Annotated in this window: 12 protein-coding genes and 1 tRNA gene; 7 read left to right on the forward strand and 6 right to left on the reverse strand. The window is 58.8% G+C overall.

Features of this window, described 5'->3' with window-relative positions; translation table 11 throughout:
• The coding region (locus tag RSB01_RS01910; RefSeq protein ID WP_332625013.1) for a hypothetical protein at positions 1 to 385 on the reverse strand (385 nt) is incomplete at its 3' end.
• A gap of 1,028 nt (positions 386 to 1,413) precedes the next feature.
• On the opposite strand from RSB01_RS01910, the gene RSB01_RS01915 reads away from it, so the two are divergent.
• The gene (locus tag RSB01_RS01915) at positions 1,414 to 5,019 is read left to right on the forward strand and encodes an SIR2 family protein (RefSeq protein WP_332590426.1); all 3,606 of its coding nucleotides are present in this window, start codon (positions 1,414 to 1,416) and stop codon (positions 5,017 to 5,019) included.
• Positions 5,020 to 5,038: 19 nt separating this feature from the next.
• Here the strand turns inward: RSB01_RS01915 and RSB01_RS01920 are convergent, their stop codons facing one another.
• Both RSB01_RS01920 and RSB01_RS01925 read right to left on the reverse strand, forming a co-directional pair.
• Positions 5,039 to 6,439: an FRG domain-containing protein gene (locus RSB01_RS01920; RefSeq protein ID WP_332590427.1), complete on the reverse strand. Its 1,401-nt coding sequence runs from the start codon at positions 6,437 to 6,439 to the stop codon at positions 5,039 to 5,041.
• A gap of 505 nt (positions 6,440 to 6,944) precedes the next feature.
• Positions 6,945 to 7,021: transfer RNA gene (locus RSB01_RS01925), tRNA-Arg, on the reverse strand.
• A gap of 350 nt (positions 7,022 to 7,371) precedes the next feature.
• On the opposite strand from RSB01_RS01925, the gene RSB01_RS01930 reads away from it, so the two are divergent.
• A complete protein-coding gene (locus RSB01_RS01930) occupies positions 7,372 to 10,524 on the forward strand; it encodes a helicase-related protein (protein WP_332619648.1) in 3,153 nt (1,050 codons plus the stop codon).
• On the forward strand, positions 10,511 to 10,861 hold the full coding sequence (locus RSB01_RS01935) for an RNA-binding S4 domain-containing protein (RefSeq protein WP_332590429.1): 351 nt from the start codon (positions 10,511 to 10,513) through the stop codon (positions 10,859 to 10,861). Before RSB01_RS01930 ends, RSB01_RS01935 begins: the two co-directional genes overlap by 14 nt.
• On the opposite strand, the gene RSB01_RS01940 is transcribed toward RSB01_RS01935, so the two are convergent.
• Positions 10,851 to 11,468: a YceI family protein gene (locus tag RSB01_RS01940; RefSeq protein WP_332590430.1), complete on the reverse strand. Its 618-nt coding sequence runs from the start codon at positions 11,466 to 11,468 to the stop codon at positions 10,851 to 10,853. The two genes, RSB01_RS01935 and RSB01_RS01940, sit on opposite strands and share 11 nt — an antisense overlap.
• Positions 11,469 to 11,678: 210 nt before the next feature.
• Here RSB01_RS01940 and fdxA point away from each other — a divergent pair, with 210 nt between their 5' ends.
• Both fdxA and RSB01_RS01950 read left to right on the forward strand, forming a co-directional pair.
• Positions 11,679 to 12,020 (forward strand): ferredoxin FdxA, encoded by a 342-nt coding sequence (gene fdxA, locus RSB01_RS01945; RefSeq protein ID WP_167179006.1) that lies wholly within the window; start codon positions 11,679 to 11,681, stop codon positions 12,018 to 12,020.
• A 308-nt stretch (positions 12,021 to 12,328) separates the two neighbouring features.
• Positions 12,329 to 12,883, forward strand: coding sequence for a CarD family transcriptional regulator (locus RSB01_RS01950; protein ID WP_332619647.1), 555 nt, complete (start codon positions 12,329 to 12,331; stop codon positions 12,881 to 12,883).
• A 76-nt stretch (positions 12,884 to 12,959) separates the two neighbouring features.
• Here the strand turns inward: RSB01_RS01950 and RSB01_RS01955 are convergent, their stop codons facing one another.
• Positions 12,960 to 13,529 carry an OmpA family protein gene (locus RSB01_RS01955; RefSeq protein ID WP_332619646.1) on the reverse strand — a complete coding sequence of 190 codons (570 nt, stop codon included), beginning with the start codon at positions 13,527 to 13,529 and terminating at the stop codon, positions 12,960 to 12,962.
• A gap of 373 nt (positions 13,530 to 13,902) precedes the next feature.
• Between RSB01_RS01955 and RSB01_RS01960 the strand changes: the two genes are divergently transcribed.
• On the forward strand, positions 13,903 to 14,595 hold the full coding sequence (locus tag RSB01_RS01960; protein ID WP_332591789.1) for a hypothetical protein: 693 nt from the start codon (positions 13,903 to 13,905) through the stop codon (positions 14,593 to 14,595).
• 307 nt (positions 14,596 to 14,902) lie between these two features.
• Positions 14,903 to 15,226 carry a hypothetical protein gene (locus tag RSB01_RS01965; RefSeq protein WP_332619645.1) on the forward strand — a complete coding sequence of 108 codons (324 nt, stop codon included), beginning with the start codon at positions 14,903 to 14,905 and terminating at the stop codon, positions 15,224 to 15,226.
• Between the two features lie 29 nt (positions 15,227 to 15,255).
• Here the strand turns inward: RSB01_RS01965 and RSB01_RS01970 are convergent, their stop codons facing one another.
• Complete coding sequence (locus RSB01_RS01970) at positions 15,256 to 15,624, reverse strand: DUF983 domain-containing protein (RefSeq protein WP_332591787.1); 369 nt, start codon at positions 15,622 to 15,624, stop codon at positions 15,256 to 15,258.
• Position 15,625 lies beyond the last annotated feature (1 nt).

Genomic DNA, 15,625 nt, shown 5'->3' on the forward strand with positions numbered 1-15,625 from the left:
CATCGGCTAAGAGCGCTACGGCATCAGCGATATATGTGCGCTTGGTACCATCCATCACAAACTCGAACCTGAATGGTTGGGCTCGGTAATCGACAATGTTTGTGTCGACCTCGCAGTGCATGAAGAACGCGCGTTCATTCATGCTTTCATAGGGATGGGCGCGACCAGATTTCCTGCTGGCGTAAACCCCTGTCGTGATGATGCGTCTGCCTGTGATTATGCTTCGGATGGAGCAGCCATTTGTGGGCAGAACCAATGTGGCCTGTGCAGTTAGGTGCTCCCAAGAGTGACGTTCAGCAGGACACGCTGGTGCCAAAAGGGCTTCATTCAGGTCCGTTGATAGCTGGAAGTTGGGCGCGCGGAAGTCGTCATGAACTTGGTTCATGTGAAAATCCTTTTATTTGATATATTTGAATAGAGGACGAGCTTGTTAGACATGCGTTTCATAAAAACGCATTTGACATCCGGCTCGTGGAGGGGGAGTATCCGTCTATCGTCACCCAATGACTAGGGACAGGTTCCCGCTTCACGAGTCTCAGATGTATGTCTGGGGCTCTTGTTGTATGTGCGGCAAGCCGCAGTTTTCATTCAAGTTTTAGGGCGGTTTCATTTTTCAGAACTCCTTCTTCGCATTTCTGATGCAAGCTATGCGCGGTCTTGTGCTCAGAACGAGACTCGCCAAGCGCGAAGGCATTGTTTCAAATTAGATTAAATGAGTCACAGTAATTATTTTAAACAGTAAAGTGTAGTTAAATATTGGTTATAACCAATACTTCAGTGATAAGTTATTGCGCATTCAATGCGTTAGTGTTGTTAGGGGTATTGGTGCGCGTTAGGATGCGTTGTGACAAAATCCTAATGGCTCATTTGCGCCAGAAGCGGCCATTGGCTCAGCGTCATGAAGTAGACCTTAGACCCTCGCGGGGCCTACGCATGCTTTCGCCGATTGTTGAGCGCACCCTTCCCGGCGGCAGTCTATTTCTATGACTGGGGCAGGAACCCCTTCGGCGGCGGCTGTCATGGCTGGTCGGCGCACTACAACATCTGCCAAGTGATGGGCACGATCCGCGTCCTCGGTCGCCAACATCATGTTAGACGGTCCGCCGGCATTCATCGTCGGCTCATGCTATCCGTTTACCAGGGCTGGGTCGAAGGTGCCTTCTGCGTCGCCGAGTCCGTCCGCAGGAGCTCCTCCGGTCTTCCAGCCTTTTCCGCGTGTCTGGCTTTCACCTAATCTGCAAGACGAGCGACACCGCAGCGGCGTGACGCTACTGGCTAAGCAGCCAACGCCGGGTTCGAGTATCCTCTCATTAGCTTTGGCTTCGGACAAAGTCCCGAATCGAGATCAGGGGCTGGAATAGCGTGACCGGCTTCCATAAGGAGGAGCGTCGACCAGCCGGCGTGGAGGCTAAAATGACTCTCAGATTTTCAGATGCGGGACCGGAGTTTCCGCGTCCCCTCATCGACGCCATGATCGATGGTAATGTGGTGTTCCTGTGCGGCGCGGGGATCAGCGCGCCGCAACTACCAAGCTTCCAGAAGCTCGTTGAGGACACCTACCGGGCCTTGGACATGGATCGCGATCGGTCTGAAGATCTCTCCTTCAACGAGGGCCGTTATGAGGAAGTCCTCGGTGCCCTCGGCCGGCGTCTAGCCGACTCACCAGCTATGGAGCGGGAGGTCGTGCGCCTGCTGCAAATTCCCGACAATCCCTTTCTCGGAAATCACGAGACGATCCTCCGATTGTCTCGTGATCTCAACAACCGGCCGATGGTCGTCACTACCAACTTTGACAATCTCTTCGAACTGGCCTTACACAGCGCCGATCCAAGCCAAACGGTTCGACATGAGAGCGTCGCTGGCCAGGCCCTTCCGGCTCCAGGCAGTGTGGATTTCGGCGGCGTCATCCATCTGCACGGACGTCTCGAAGACACGACTTTGGAGCTTGAGAAGACCCCTCTTGTCCTTACATCGGCCGACTATGGCGACGCCTATATGCGTTCGGGATGGGCATCTCGCTTTCTCTTCGACCTCGTCCGCTGCAAAACTGTGGTCCTTCTGGGATACCGTGCTGGGGACGCGCCGGTTCGGTACTTCCTCAACGTATTGGCTGCTGACCGAACGCGCTTTGCAGATCTAAAGCAGGTATACGCTTTCGATGCGGTCGTTAGCGACGTCGCCGAATCCGACGCCCGCTGGACCGCACTGGCTGTGGAGCCCTTGGCCTACAAAGCCACGACCGATATAGCGACTGGCGCTCCAGATCACAGCGCGCTTTGGAACGATCTGGCCCAGCTCGCCAATGTCATCGAGCGTCCGAAACGTAGCCGACGAACCATGGCTGAAGAGATCCTCACCAAGGCCTATTCTGACAGCAGCGAGACGGAACAGAAGGCCCTTATTTGGCTGTTTCGAGACCGGCCCGATCTTCGCGACATTCTCATCGCCGCCCTGACCGATCCTCTTTGGTTCAAGTTTATGCGCGAACATGACCTGATCCCCGACATCGACTTAAGCTGGATAATCCCCGCCTGGATCGCCCGCGATTTCGAAAGCTATGAACGATTGGAGGTCGCGCTTCGTTGGCAGGCGGTCCTGTCGCCCAAGTTCAACGAGAATATTTCGGATCGGCTACGCGAAGTGAAGTCGGTCTCACCATTGTGGCTTAGGGCTTGGCGTCTATTTGCCGATGTTGACGTCCGCCCCGATGGATTCGACCTGACCGAACACCACTTGATACGGACCTTAAGGAGCGATGTCGTTTTGGACGCTGATCTCCGGGGAGCCGTCTCCCACCTCGCGCCTCGGCTTGAGCTTCAGTCTAGCAGAAAACTGATAGCGTCAGTCCCGCGGGATGAACCAGCAGTCAGAGTGGCTGATATCGTCTGGCCCGACATGGTGTTGCGCGACAGTGGCGAACTTCTCGAGTTGATTGAAGTCTTGACTAACCGGACTGATGACGCGGAACGGCTGATGGATTTGGCGACGGAAGCGCTCAAATCTACAATCGCGACTTCGGTGGACGCGGGGATGATTGTCGAGACGTGGGATTCCAATGATCAGGACGTTCCTTCGGTTGAGGATCATCCCCAAAACGATCATCACGGCGGCGTGATCGGGTTGGTCCGCCTCCTAATCAATTTGCTTCCGAATGTCGCCCGCCAGTCGCGCGAACACGCTCGCGATCTGGCGCGAGATTGGGCTAGGCTTCCGGGTTCGGTCGGCGTGAGGATGTGGCTCCACGCGTTACGTAATCCCGATGCATTCTCCAGCGCCGAGGCCGCGACCGGCGCGCTCGACCTCTCCATCGGCGATTTCTGGGCCTCCCGACGCGAGCTGCCGCTATTGCTGCGCGATCGCATGGGTGATGCCGCACCAGAGCTCGTGTTCCAGCTTGAACGGCGAATCATCACAGAGGGCGACGAGTACTTCGGCCAGTATGATCTAGAGGAGGGCCAAGTCGATTGGCGCGACCACGCGAGAGACTCCTCCGTCTGGCTCAGGCTGAAAATGATGGGTGCCGCTGGTGCCCTTAGCCCAGATGGTAAGGCCGAACTCGATGCCATCGTTGGTCGGCGAGAAACCTTAAACCGCGAAGCCGAAGATACAGACTTCTTCGGATCCTACTCGTTTGGGGTGCGCGCAGTCGTGGGCGATCCTGGCCCCATCGAAGCTGCGGCAGACGAGGAACGCCTTGAGGTCGCACAACAGTTCATTCAGAGTCGGGACTTCCAGCTTAGAGACGGATGGAGCGCCTATTGCCGCTCCGACCCACAAGGCGCGCTCTCGACATTGAGCGGTGCCGGTTGGGAAATGGCTAATGCTGAGCTCTGGAACACCTTCTTAAGCGCCCTTTCATTTGCAGTAGCGCAAGAAGTTCCCGCGCAACAGACACTCCGCACCAAGACCTTTGGCCACCTCTGGGCGGCCGATGACGACTTTTTGGCCCTGCTAGCGGATCGACTTGTCGACTTGCTTTCAGCTGGCTCGCGAGATGGTATCGCCGATCAATGGTGGGATCGCCTTTGGTCCTTCATCGTCAAAGCCCCCGCCGATGCGGAGCTCGAGAAGGATTTGCTGTCGACAGCCGTCAATAGATCTGCGGGTCGACTGACCCAAATGCTCCTTGCCGACATCCAATCGCGCCGGAAGGCGAACCAGGCGACCGACGACTTGGTGGCGAGACTGACACAGGCCGCCACTGACAATGGATGGGCCGGCCTGCTGGCATCGGCGGTTATGGTGCGTGACATTTCATTCGTTCTAGCGGTCGCGCCGGACGTGGCTGACCCAATTCTCGTCGACCGCACGAATGGAGACTCAGGCCACGCCAAGGCGCTGCGCCGCGTTCTCATCACTTATCCACGCGTAACAAAGAGCTTCTCAAAGACATTCGCCGGCCAAATCCTTCAAGGTTCAGTGGACTGGACAAGCGACAGTCGCTCTGACCACGTGGCGGCGAAGCTCCTTCTTCCAGCGCTTCGTATCATCCGAGGCCAAGATAGCGAGGATGACTGGGGGACGACTGTTGCTGATGCGGCGGCGACCCTGCGCAATGGACACCCGGCGATCCGTCTCGGTGCCGCGATGTTGTTACGGCAGTGGTCGAAGACTGAAGAGGAGGATTCTGCCGCACTTTGGCGCGACGGCCTCGGGCCGCTGATGTCTCGGATTTGGCCAAAGGCGTCACAGTTCGTGAGCGAGGCCGTCGCGAGTCATCTGGTCGCGATCGCCATCCATGCTAATGAGGCGTTCCCGGAAGCCTTCCGCGCTTTGAAACCCTATCTCGCGGCAGCCGGACATCGTGCGGGAGGCGTCTACGCCCTGAAACAGTCGAAGATCCCAGAGACTTTCCCGGGGGAAACTCTGGAACTGCTCTGGCTCACCTGCGGTCCGAGAAGCAATGGTCAAGCCTATGAAATGGGCTCATTGCTCGATCGTATAGTCAAGGTGAAGCCTCAACTGGAGACTGATCGACGCCTGCAATGGCTGGAGCTTCGCGCAGTGCTTGTCCGCTGACACTAGCCTGCGGACAACCTCATGCGCCAGGGGCGCCGTCCGTCGGCTTAAGGGCATCCACTCGCACGACCGGATCAGTCCTATGGTCTACATCGATGTCGGCGAAGAGATTCTCGCGAACCTTCCTGAACCTTCCTTCAGTCAGCGCATGTTCAAAATGAGCCGCCACCACCAGATGATGTGCGTGAAAGGCGACGTTGCCGCATTGGCATTGCTGGGGATGTTCGACGGGTTTCCAGAGGTTATCCTCGACACGGTAGTACACACCGCGGGTGATGCCGAACTCGCTCGGCACCAGCCCCCTTTGCTTGAGGGTCAGGCCTGACAGCAAGATCGTATTATCGGGCTGGCGCTCGAGATAAATCCCTTTTCCGTAATTGGGACTACCCATCGCGGTAGGGAATGCGACTAATCCATCGATCTCGACGGCGACGGAAAGATGTTCTCGCAACAGGGACGACAGGTGTGGCAATCGCGGGTCGTCGGGTCTGCCGCCATGGAAGAGGGCTTCTTCCGTCAGATAGAATACCGTGTCTTGGAATATGGTTTCCGCCACCGCGTTGGCGATCCAAGTGCGAGCGTAGTAGGCCGTCCCTGAGCCTGTCCGACGCACAGATCCAATGTGGTATTCCGGCAGGGGCAATCCGCGGGTAAAGACGCCTAGGTCGCCGATAATCGCATGTGACTGCCTTACCCAAGGCATGGCGAGAAGAGCAGCCAGGACAGGGTCGGACGCAGGCGGTGGGAAAAGGCTATCGGCGTCCATGCTTGGCGTTTGCGCCGCATATTCTCGGAAGGCGGCAGCTGGCCCTTTGATACGCGCAACTACAATTTCGGGTGGAAGCGCGGTTTGAAGGGGCCCGATCATGAACGCATTTTGAGCCAGGTAGCGCGGCCGGCCGGATGCTGTCATGATCTCCAACAGGTCTACGGCCTGGATCTGCTGGGCTCTGAGTTCCTTCCGCGACAGCGCGTAGAGAACGGCTTCTCCGTCGCCCGCGACATATCTGGCCTGTTCGCGCCGGATCATCAGCGGTAACTCGAACGCATCTTCGATCAGTTCACCGCATGGCTCGCTACTATAGCGGTGGCCGGCGAACCAGGCGGCGACGGCCGCATTCGATGACGCGTCCAGGAAGAATGATCGCCAGCCGTAGTGCTGAAGGATCGCCTGATCCACCGCCAAGTCGCTTGCGCCGTCGTAGCCCTTCACGAACGTGGTCAAGATCGCTTTGGCGGCGTGGCTCCATTTCAACATTAGCGGCGGGATGCAGCCCTGCCGCTCGAAGCTAGTCTTCAGGTTGGGCCGCCCTTCGCCATCAAGATATTCGCTTGACTGGCCACGATAGAGCGCGCCAGGTCCAATTTCGGTGATGGCGCTGGCGATCTCGTCGACTGACCGGCACTCAAACGTTCTCATGCCCTTACCTCTGTCGGACGGCTGTCAGTCGTTTACCGTTAGGTTCAGAGAGTCTGACATCACATGAAACGGTCACCTTGTCTTGGGTAATGTCGCTGCCGCCATCGTAAGAACTCGGTGCAGCCAAAAGACGACTCACCTAGGTTCGGCGGTCGTCTGAATCTTTCAGACTCGCTTTCCAGTCAAAAACGCCGGTGACCCCATCGGGGTCGAAGATGATCATGCGGACTACGAATGAACCGACTTGGCTACGTCACCTCCATTTGGTCGTCGGCTTGTAGTGCCAACTCGCGACGCCAGGGGAGTGCCCTTGCTTCGGCGTCTTAGTGCGTTTCTAAAAGCGGACATTCCAAACCGCCGCTGGGAGTCAGAAGCTGAGATGAAGCTCTGAACAATCCGGACGGAGCTTCCCTTAACTTCACGGCGTTTAATGGTTGCGATTTATTCGCAACTTGAGCAGGTCTTAAGTGGTATTGAGCAGGTTCTAACTGGTAACGACAAAAAATGGCGACCCTGGAGGGACTCCAACCCCCGACCTCGGCTTTAGGAAAGCCTTGCTCTATGCAGCTGAGCTACAGGGCCACAAAGGGGTGAGTAGTGGAGGAGGGGCAAGGAGGGAAGCCCCCAGTTTGAACAAGGTCGAGGTTTCTTGTGTGCGGTGCGTTTGGGATCGGCGTGTCAGGGTTAACCTTTGTGGTTAAGCTGCGTTAATCTACTAGATGTGGTATAGAACAAAGGTCGAATCGGGCGGTGTCGCCGATTCGGTCATGATTCGTTCGTGCCGCGTTTCGTGAGGCGGTAATGTTTCATTCACGATCTTCTCGAAATCGGTGTTTTGTGTCCGGATCAGGTGCCGTGGCGGCGCTTAGTCGGCTGTGGGGACGCTTTGGGGTTGTGGTTCGGCGGGCGGCATGTGCTAGGGCAGGGCCGTCATGAGTGATCGTTCCACTGGCCTTGCGCCCTCGCGCATTACGGCCATCCTCGGCCCGACCAATACCGGCAAGACCCATTTGACGGTCGAGCGGATGCTGGGTCATGCGTCGGGCATGATCGGTCTGCCGCTGCGCCTTTTGGCGCGCGAGATTTACGAGCGCATTGTCAAGCTTCGGGGCGCATCGTCGGTGGCGCTGATTACCGGCGAGGAAAAGATCGTCCCGCCGCGCCCCAGCTATTTTGTCTGTACGGTCGAAGCCATGCCGCTGGAGCGGCAGGTGGATTTTCTGGCGGTAGATGAAATCCAGCTGGTGGCCGATCCCGAGCGCGGGCACGTGTTCACCCAGCGTTTGCTGCATGCGCGCGGGCGCTTCGAGACCATGTTCCTTGGTGCCGGAACCATGGCACCGTTGATGCGGCGCTTGGTGCCCGATGCCGAGATCGTCAGCCGCGAGCGTCTGTCGGTCCTGACCTATGAGGGCTCCAAGAAGATTACCCGCCTGCCGCGCCGTTCGGCGGTGGTCGCGTTCTCGACCGAGCGGGTTTACGCCATTGCCGAACTGTTGCGCCGCCAGAGGGGCGGGGCGGCGGTGGTGATGGGCAGCCTTAGCCCCCGTACCCGCAATGCGCAGGTCGAGCTGTTCCAGTCGGGCGAGGTGGATTTCCTTGTCGCGACGGATGCCATCGGCATGGGTCTGAACATGGATGTGGACCATGTGGCCTTTGCGGGACTGAGGAAGTTTGACGGGCGACGTACGCGTCATCTTTACGCCCACGAGATTGCCCAGATCGCCGGTCGTGCCGGTCGCCATATGCGCAATGGCACATTTGGTGTGACCGCCGAGGCCGAGGAACTGGACGAAGATCTGGTCGAACAGATTTCCGAGCATCGCTTTGATCCGGTGGAGGCGGCCGAGTGGCGCAATGCGCGGCTGGATTTCGATACACTGCCGGACCTGTTGCGCTCGCTGGAAGCGACGCCGGATCGGGCGGGCCTGCGGCTGACGCTGCCGTCGCTGGATGAAACCCTGCTGCGACGCCTGTCTCAGGACGAGGATATCAAGAAGGTGGCCCGTTCGCGCGGGGCCTTGATGCGTCTGTGGGAAGCTTGCCAGTTACCGGACTTCCAGAAGACGACGCTGGACGAACATTCGCGCCTGTCCAAAGAGATTTTCTCTGCCCTCACCACGGGGCATGGCCGCCTTCAAGACGACTGGATTACGCCGCGTTTTAATGATCTGGATCGCGATGATGGCCAGATCGATCAGGTTTCGGCGCGTTTGTCGGGCGTGCGGACATTGGCCTATATCGCCAACCGCCCCGATTGGCTGCACAATGCCAAGGCATGGGCCGAGCGCACCAAGATATTGGAAGAGCGGCTCAGCGATGTGCTGCACGAGAGATTGACGGCCCGTTTTGTGGACCGGAGAACAGCAGCCCTGATGCGGGTGCTGAATGATAGTGCCGAAGTGGTCGCCGGTGTGGCTGACGACGGTGAAGTGACTGTAGAGGGGGAGACGGTCGGACGACTGGATGGCGTGAAATTCACGCCGGATGCCGGTGGTTCGGCTCTTGCGGACCGTGCACTGCGTCAGGCAGCGCTACGGGCCGTGGCCCCCGAGATTGGACGGAGACTAAAGGTTTTGGCCAAAGAGCAAGACGCAGGATTTGCGCTGGATGCGGACGGAACGGTTCGCTGGCAGGGCGAGGTTGCGGCCCGCATTACCAATGAGGATATCTTTCACCCGCATGTGGCGTTGGTGGGCGATCTTGGCGATGCTGCGTCCCGCGATGCGGCGCAAAAACGTGTCGAGACATGGCTGCTTGAAGAAGCCGGTCGTGCGCTGCGTGATCTGAAACGCCTGAAACGCGCGGTGGATGACGGTGTGCTGTCGGGTCTGGTGCGTGGCATTGCGTGGCGCATTGTCGAGGCAGGCGGTGTGGTGCCGCGCGCCGAAGTTCAGGCTGATCTGGCCGTATTGTCGCCGGAAGACCGCAAGTCGCTGGGCAAGTTTGCCATCCGTATCGGCACCCATGCCGTGTGGCTGCCCTCGATGCTGAAACCGCGCGCCATGGCTTTTTCGCAGGCCTTTGTCGGTCGTGGCGCAGGGCGTGCGCTGAAGGGCGACGGACTGCTGGAACTGCGCGGCGACAAGCCGACAGCCAAGGCGCTGGCAGCATTCGGTCGCCAGATTGTCGGTCGCTTTACCGTGCCGGTGGACCTGCTGGAAACCTATGCCGATCTGAGCCGCAAGGCGGGTCGTGGCGAGATGCCCAAGGTGGCACTCGAGACGCTGGGCTGGAACGAGGGTCAGGCGCGGGCTGTGCGTTCGGCCCTGCGTCCGCCGCGTCGCGAGGAAGGGGCGGCTATGAGCGCGCCTGTGGCCGTCGACGAGGATTCGCCGTTTGCTGCTCTGATGGCGCTGAAGGTCGAGATTGCGCCGCCGCCTGCCAAACCGGCCAAGCCGCGTCGCCAGAAAAAACCCAAGACCGAAGCGGTCCAGCTTGTTGAAGGCGCGGACGGCGAGGTTGCTGAAGGTGAAGCTGCGCCCAAGAAGAAGCGCCGCCGTCGCCGTGGCAAGGGTGGAGCCGAGGCCACTGTCGAGGCTGTATCTGACGCAGTATCCGAGGCCGGTGAAGGCGCAGAAGCGACCCCGGAAGTCGCTGCGGATGGTGAGGGGCTGAAGAAGAAGCGTCGCCGCCGTCGCAAGCCCAAGGGCGAACGCGTAGCGGTTGCTGAAGGCGCACAGGCCGAAGGCGAGGACGCAAACGGTGCTGAAACCGATGCGGATGCTCATGCGGACGTTGAGGGTGAGATTGCGACCGAAGGCGAGGCTGCGCCGAAGAAGAAGCGTCGTCGCCGTCGTGGACGCAAGCCCGCAGCGGATACAGCAGCCGTCGACGGGCAAACGTCAGATGCTGGCGAGGCCACCGAGGCAGGCGTGACCGAAGCGGTCGCGGAAGCCGTCGAGGGTGAAGCTCTGCAAGGCGAGGCCAAGGCCAAGCGCCGCCGTCGTGCGCGCAAGCGCAAACCTGCGGGTGGTGATGAAAGTGGTGCAAAGACGACTGCGGATGCCGGGGTTTCTTCGGCACCTGAAGTGGCACCCAGTGCGCCTGAGGCACCCGTAGCGGTGGGCGATGGCGAGGCCTGATCTAGAGGATCAGGCCGATGCGACATCCGGTCGTGTCGATATCTGGCTGTGGCACGCCCGCTTCTTCAAGACGCGGGCGCTGGCGGCTGAAATGGTGTCGAAAAAGAAGATACGCCTGACCCATCAGGGGCGGCAGGTGCGGCTGGATAAACCCAGCCGTTCTGTCCATGTCGGCGACGAGGTGATGTTCACCCTCAAGGGCCGTATCACCCGTGTACGCATAGTGCAGATGGGAGAGCGGCGCGGACCGGCTAGCGAGGCCCGCGCCCTCTATGATGATCTTTCACCACCCGACCAGAAATCATCTGATCTAGGCGGCGATCCACCTATTTGGTGAACTCGCCTTCGATGTGCAGTTCAACCTCGTCGCCAATCATCGGCAGACCATAGTTGATGCCGAAGTCAGAGCGTTTGATCTTGGCCTCGCCGTCAAAACCGGCGCGGTATTGGCCCATCATCGTGCCCGCCTTGTTGAACTCGACCTCCATCTTGATCTGGCGGGTCACGCCACGGATGGTCAGGTCGCCATAGACATCGGCTTCATTGGCATCGTCGGTGTCTACGACAATGCGGGTCGAGCGGAAGGTTGCGGTCGGGTGATTTTCCGCATCGAAGAAGTCCGCATTCAGCAGGTGGCGTTTCAGCGCAGCATCATTGGGGGCGATGTCGGCAATCGGGATGGTTGCGGTCAGGGTGGAGTTGGCCGGATTGGCCGGATCCAGCTTCAGCTCGGCCTGAACATTGACGAACTGGCCGACATATTTGGAAAAGCCCGCATGGTCGATTTCCCATGTGATGCGGCCATGGCTGGAATCCAGCTTGTAGTCACCCGCATGAACCTCGGCGGGGTTAAGGGTAAAGGCGTTCTTGGCCACAACCGTGCCGCCGACCCCGAGGGCTGTGATAGCGGCAAGGCACAGGATGCTCTTATAGGATTTATGCACGGTGAGACCTCTGGATGGGGTGGTGTGAAGGCCGTAAATCAACGAACCCGATTATATAGCGGGTGATCGTATCACCTAATGCGGGAACAGAAAATTCGATGCCTTCGACCAATGACAAGGCGTCATTGGTTGACACTGGCCTGACCAGGGGGCATTTGCCCGCGATCCAGTTGCCTGTTGGCCAAGTTTTTTTCGGATCCGTTTGCCGCAATGACCTACATCGTCACCGACGCCTGCGTGAAATGTAAGTTCATGGACTGTGTCGAAGTCTGTCCGGTGGACTGCTTCTACGAGGGCGAGAACTTCCTCGTTATCGCGCCTGACGAATGCATCGATTGCGGTGTGTGCGAGCCGGAATGTCCGGTGGACGCCATTGTGCCCGATACCGAGGATGAGCCGGACGGCAAGTGGCTTCAGGTCAATGCCGAATACGCCAAGGTCTGGCCCAACATCACGGTCAAGGGCACGCCGCCGGCGGATCGCGAGGACTTCGAGCGCGAGACTGGCAAATACGAAAAGTATTTCAGCCCGAAACCCGGCAAAGGCTCCTGATAAAATAGCCTTTATCTGGACACAATTGGTCGTCTAGGCCGCATCTTGCTGCGGATATTTTGAGATTGATCAATTTTGTGGTAGGTTCCTCCCATTCAAAACGGATGGTTACGCAGTCGTGCGTGCTATTCGAGTTTACGACAGACCCCCGCTTGATTGACGGGGGCGGCCAGAGGTTCGGTGATCCGGTATAGCGTCTAATAGCTGTCTAATCGTTCTCCCGACGGGCGCTCATAGTCCGCCGGCGGGGACGATTTTGTTATTGGATAGTCCGTTTCATCGACGTTCTGAGCTGGGAAAGGAATGTCATGACGAGCAAGTCCGGTCTGGAATTCAAGGTTGGCGATGCAGTGGTCTATCCGGCCCACGGCGTTGGCAAGGTCGCTGCGATCGAAACCCAGGAAGTCGCGGGTATGTCGCTGGAGGTCTATGTCGTGACCTTCGATCATGAAAAAATGACCCTGCGCGTTCCGACCAAGAAAGCCACAACGGCTGGCCTGCGTACGCTCGCTGCCGATGACACTGTCACCAAGGCTCTGGCGACCCTCAAGGGCCGCGCTCGCATCAAGCGCACCATGTGGTCGCGTCGCGCCCAGGAATACGAAGCCAAGATCAATTCGGGCGACCTGATCTCGATCGCCGAGGTCGTGCGCGACCTGTTCCGTGCCGACACCCAGCCGGAGCAATCCTATTCGGAGCGCCAGCTGTACGAATCGGCTCTGGATCGTATGGCCCGTGAAGTCGCAGCTGCCAACGGTATCGACAAGGATGCGGCGATTGCCCTGCTGTCCAAGTCGCTGGCTGCCAAGAAGCCGGTTGTAACGGCTGCTGCCGCTGCTGCCGAGGAAGCCGAAGCCGCATAAGCGGTTTCAATCTCGAAAGATAAAAGGCCCGGACATCGCTGTCCGGGCCTTTTTCTTTGCCGCGAGGCGTTCGATTCTAGGAAAGAACGACGATGGCGACGCGACGGTTCTGGGCGCGGCCTTCACGGGTATTGTTCGGCGCAACCGGATGGGCTTCACCATAGGAGATGGTGGACATGCGGTTCAGCGCGATGCCTTGCGTGCTCAGGAAGCGACGTACGGCTTCGGCGCGGGCCATGCCCATGCGTTCATTGGTGGCTTCCGAACCCGAAGAATCGGTGTGGCCCTGGATTTCCAGATAAACGCTGCGGTTCTCGGCTTTCAGGCGCTGGGCCAGTTCGGCCAGGCGCTGCTCGGCTTCCGGCGAGAGGTTGTTGGCATTGACCGGGAATTTCACCGAGTCATCCGACAGGACCACTTCATACAGGAACTTGCCTTCAGCCAGCTTGTGGGCGGCATTGGCGCGGTCGAGAGCCTGGTTTGCAGTGCTTTCCACGCCGGTGAGGCGGTTATCGACAGCGCCGACGCGCTCGTCGACCACAGCCACATTCTCGCGAACGAACTTGTGGCTGGCGCAGCCGCTGGCAACGACGCCGATAGCCATGACGGCGCCGATGGCAAGGGCTTTGCGGGACGTGAAGGTCATATAAGTTACTCTCTGTTCGCGACGGTAATTGTAACCGCCAGTTAGGCAAGGTGAAATAATCTTGACACTCTAGGCCGACGTATGACCTGAATTGGGCAAGATATTGTCAGCTTGTGCATAATATAATGTACAAACTTGCAATAAGTTTCCAATAAAGCCTTGAAGTTGTCTGGGTATAATGTCTGAACTGTAACTACCGAATTATATCGGATGTTGAAATTTGTTGGTTATGGCACGTACTGTGAACAGAAAAGCATCTCGAACTATATATATCGCGGTGCTTCTAAGCTTAACTGTACATGCCGGTGTCGGTGGGGTGATCTGGGCCATTAAGTATGACCAGCCACCTGAAGACCCACCCCAGAATGTCGTAATGGTGGATATTGTTCCGCCGCCCCCTCCACCTTTGCCCGAAAAATCGCCAGAGCCTGCTCCGTCCGGTCCGCCAGCAGAGGTGCCGACGCCCTCCCAGAGCGCCAAGACCGAGGAGGCGGCCAAGGCCCCGCAGGTGACCCCCAAGCCCCAGACAGCCCCGCCACCGCCTGTGCACCGGACCCCGCCACCGGTCCTGCCAACCGAGGTGGTGCATGTGCCATCCGGACCTGCGGTGCCGGACATGCGCTTGCTAGGGGAGGGCGAGCTTGCAGGGGCTATGGTCGCAGGCAGCGGTGCAGGCGGCGGATCCGGTGACGGCGGATCGGGCGGCGGCGGTGATGGAGGCTCGGGAACCGGTGGCCGTTGCGACATGGCGGGGCGTCTTCAGGCGCTGGTACGTCGTGACAGCCGTATCCAGACGGCTGTGCGTCAGGCGCAGGCCTCGCTGGGGGCAAGGCGACGCGCGATGCAGATTTGGGACGGGGACTGGGTGCAAAGCCAGGGGCAGGAAGGTCGCGGACTGGCCGGTGTCCGTCAGGCTATTGCCGTCGAGGTGGCCTTTGCACCGCGAGAGTGCCGCCAGCAGAGGGTGAGCGGTCTGGTCGTGCTGTCGCTGGGCGATGATGCGGGGGCGCCTCGCCTCGCTCTGGGAACGTCCAGTTGGCAGTGGGGCGAGTTGGCTCTGCGCTAAAAGTATTCGCCAGTACTGGTGCCAATATTTCCGATTTATTGCTTTTGGGGCAAATGTTTATTCGCTCCACACAGAAACGTAGAGTTTTCTGCTGGTAATGCGTTCCCGTAACTGTGATCTACTGAGTTTGAAATTGCTTTGCCGATCAGAAGCTTTCCACATTTTTGCCACAAATGAATCTGCTGAAATTTAGATAAGCTCTTTAAATTACAGCGTTATTCACGAAAAAGTGGATCGCATACGACCGGTTGAGCGTTAGCGTAGAGACAGAGGATGCACCGTTCGCGGTGGATGGAGAGGGTCTGCTATGGTTCAGTCGTGGGGGCTGGAGTCGGCACGGAATGTGCTGCGCTCGTGGGCGAGACAGCGCGTGGACGAGGCCACGCGCAAGGAAGGTCTGGCTGTACAGTTTGACGGGCTGGAAGCATGGCTTCTGGCGCAGGATCCTCACACTCTGGAGGAGGCCGAGCGGATATTGTCTATCCTCGATGCCTTCCAGAACGGACGCGCCGAAGGACTGGACCCGTTGACCCGCGCAGGCGGAGAGCACCGTCGTGACGGCGTTCCGGAATCACGGGTGAGCCACAGTTTTGCGCCAAGGGCCTACGGGCCGATGGGCGGACGGGCTTGATACGTTAAAAAGCGAGAGACCCGTTTAGATCAGAAGCGGGCTTCTTTGGCCTTGTGGCGGTATTGGGCCGCTGCCATCCAGCCCTTGACCGGCCGCAGCATCCACATGCAGGCGGCGACGATCAGCGGGAAGGTCAGCACCAGATGCACCCAGAAGGGCGGCTCGATGGTGAACTGGAAGACCATAAAGGCCGCCATACCCAATGTGCCGACAATCGACATGACAAAAAAAGCCGGGCCGTCTGCCGTATCGGCAAAGCTGTAATCCAGACCGCAGGCGGTGCATTTTTCGGCGATGGTCAGATAGCCCTTCAGCAGCGGCCCTTTCCCGCAACGCGGGCAACGGCAGCGAATCCCCGTCAGAACGGGATTGAGGGGCGGATAAGAGTTCTCTGACACA

Origin of the sequence: Brevundimonas sp. (assembly GCF_036659295.1) — a bacterium.
In the GTDB taxonomy this organism is placed as follows: Bacteria; Pseudomonadota; Alphaproteobacteria; order Caulobacterales; family Caulobacteraceae; genus Brevundimonas.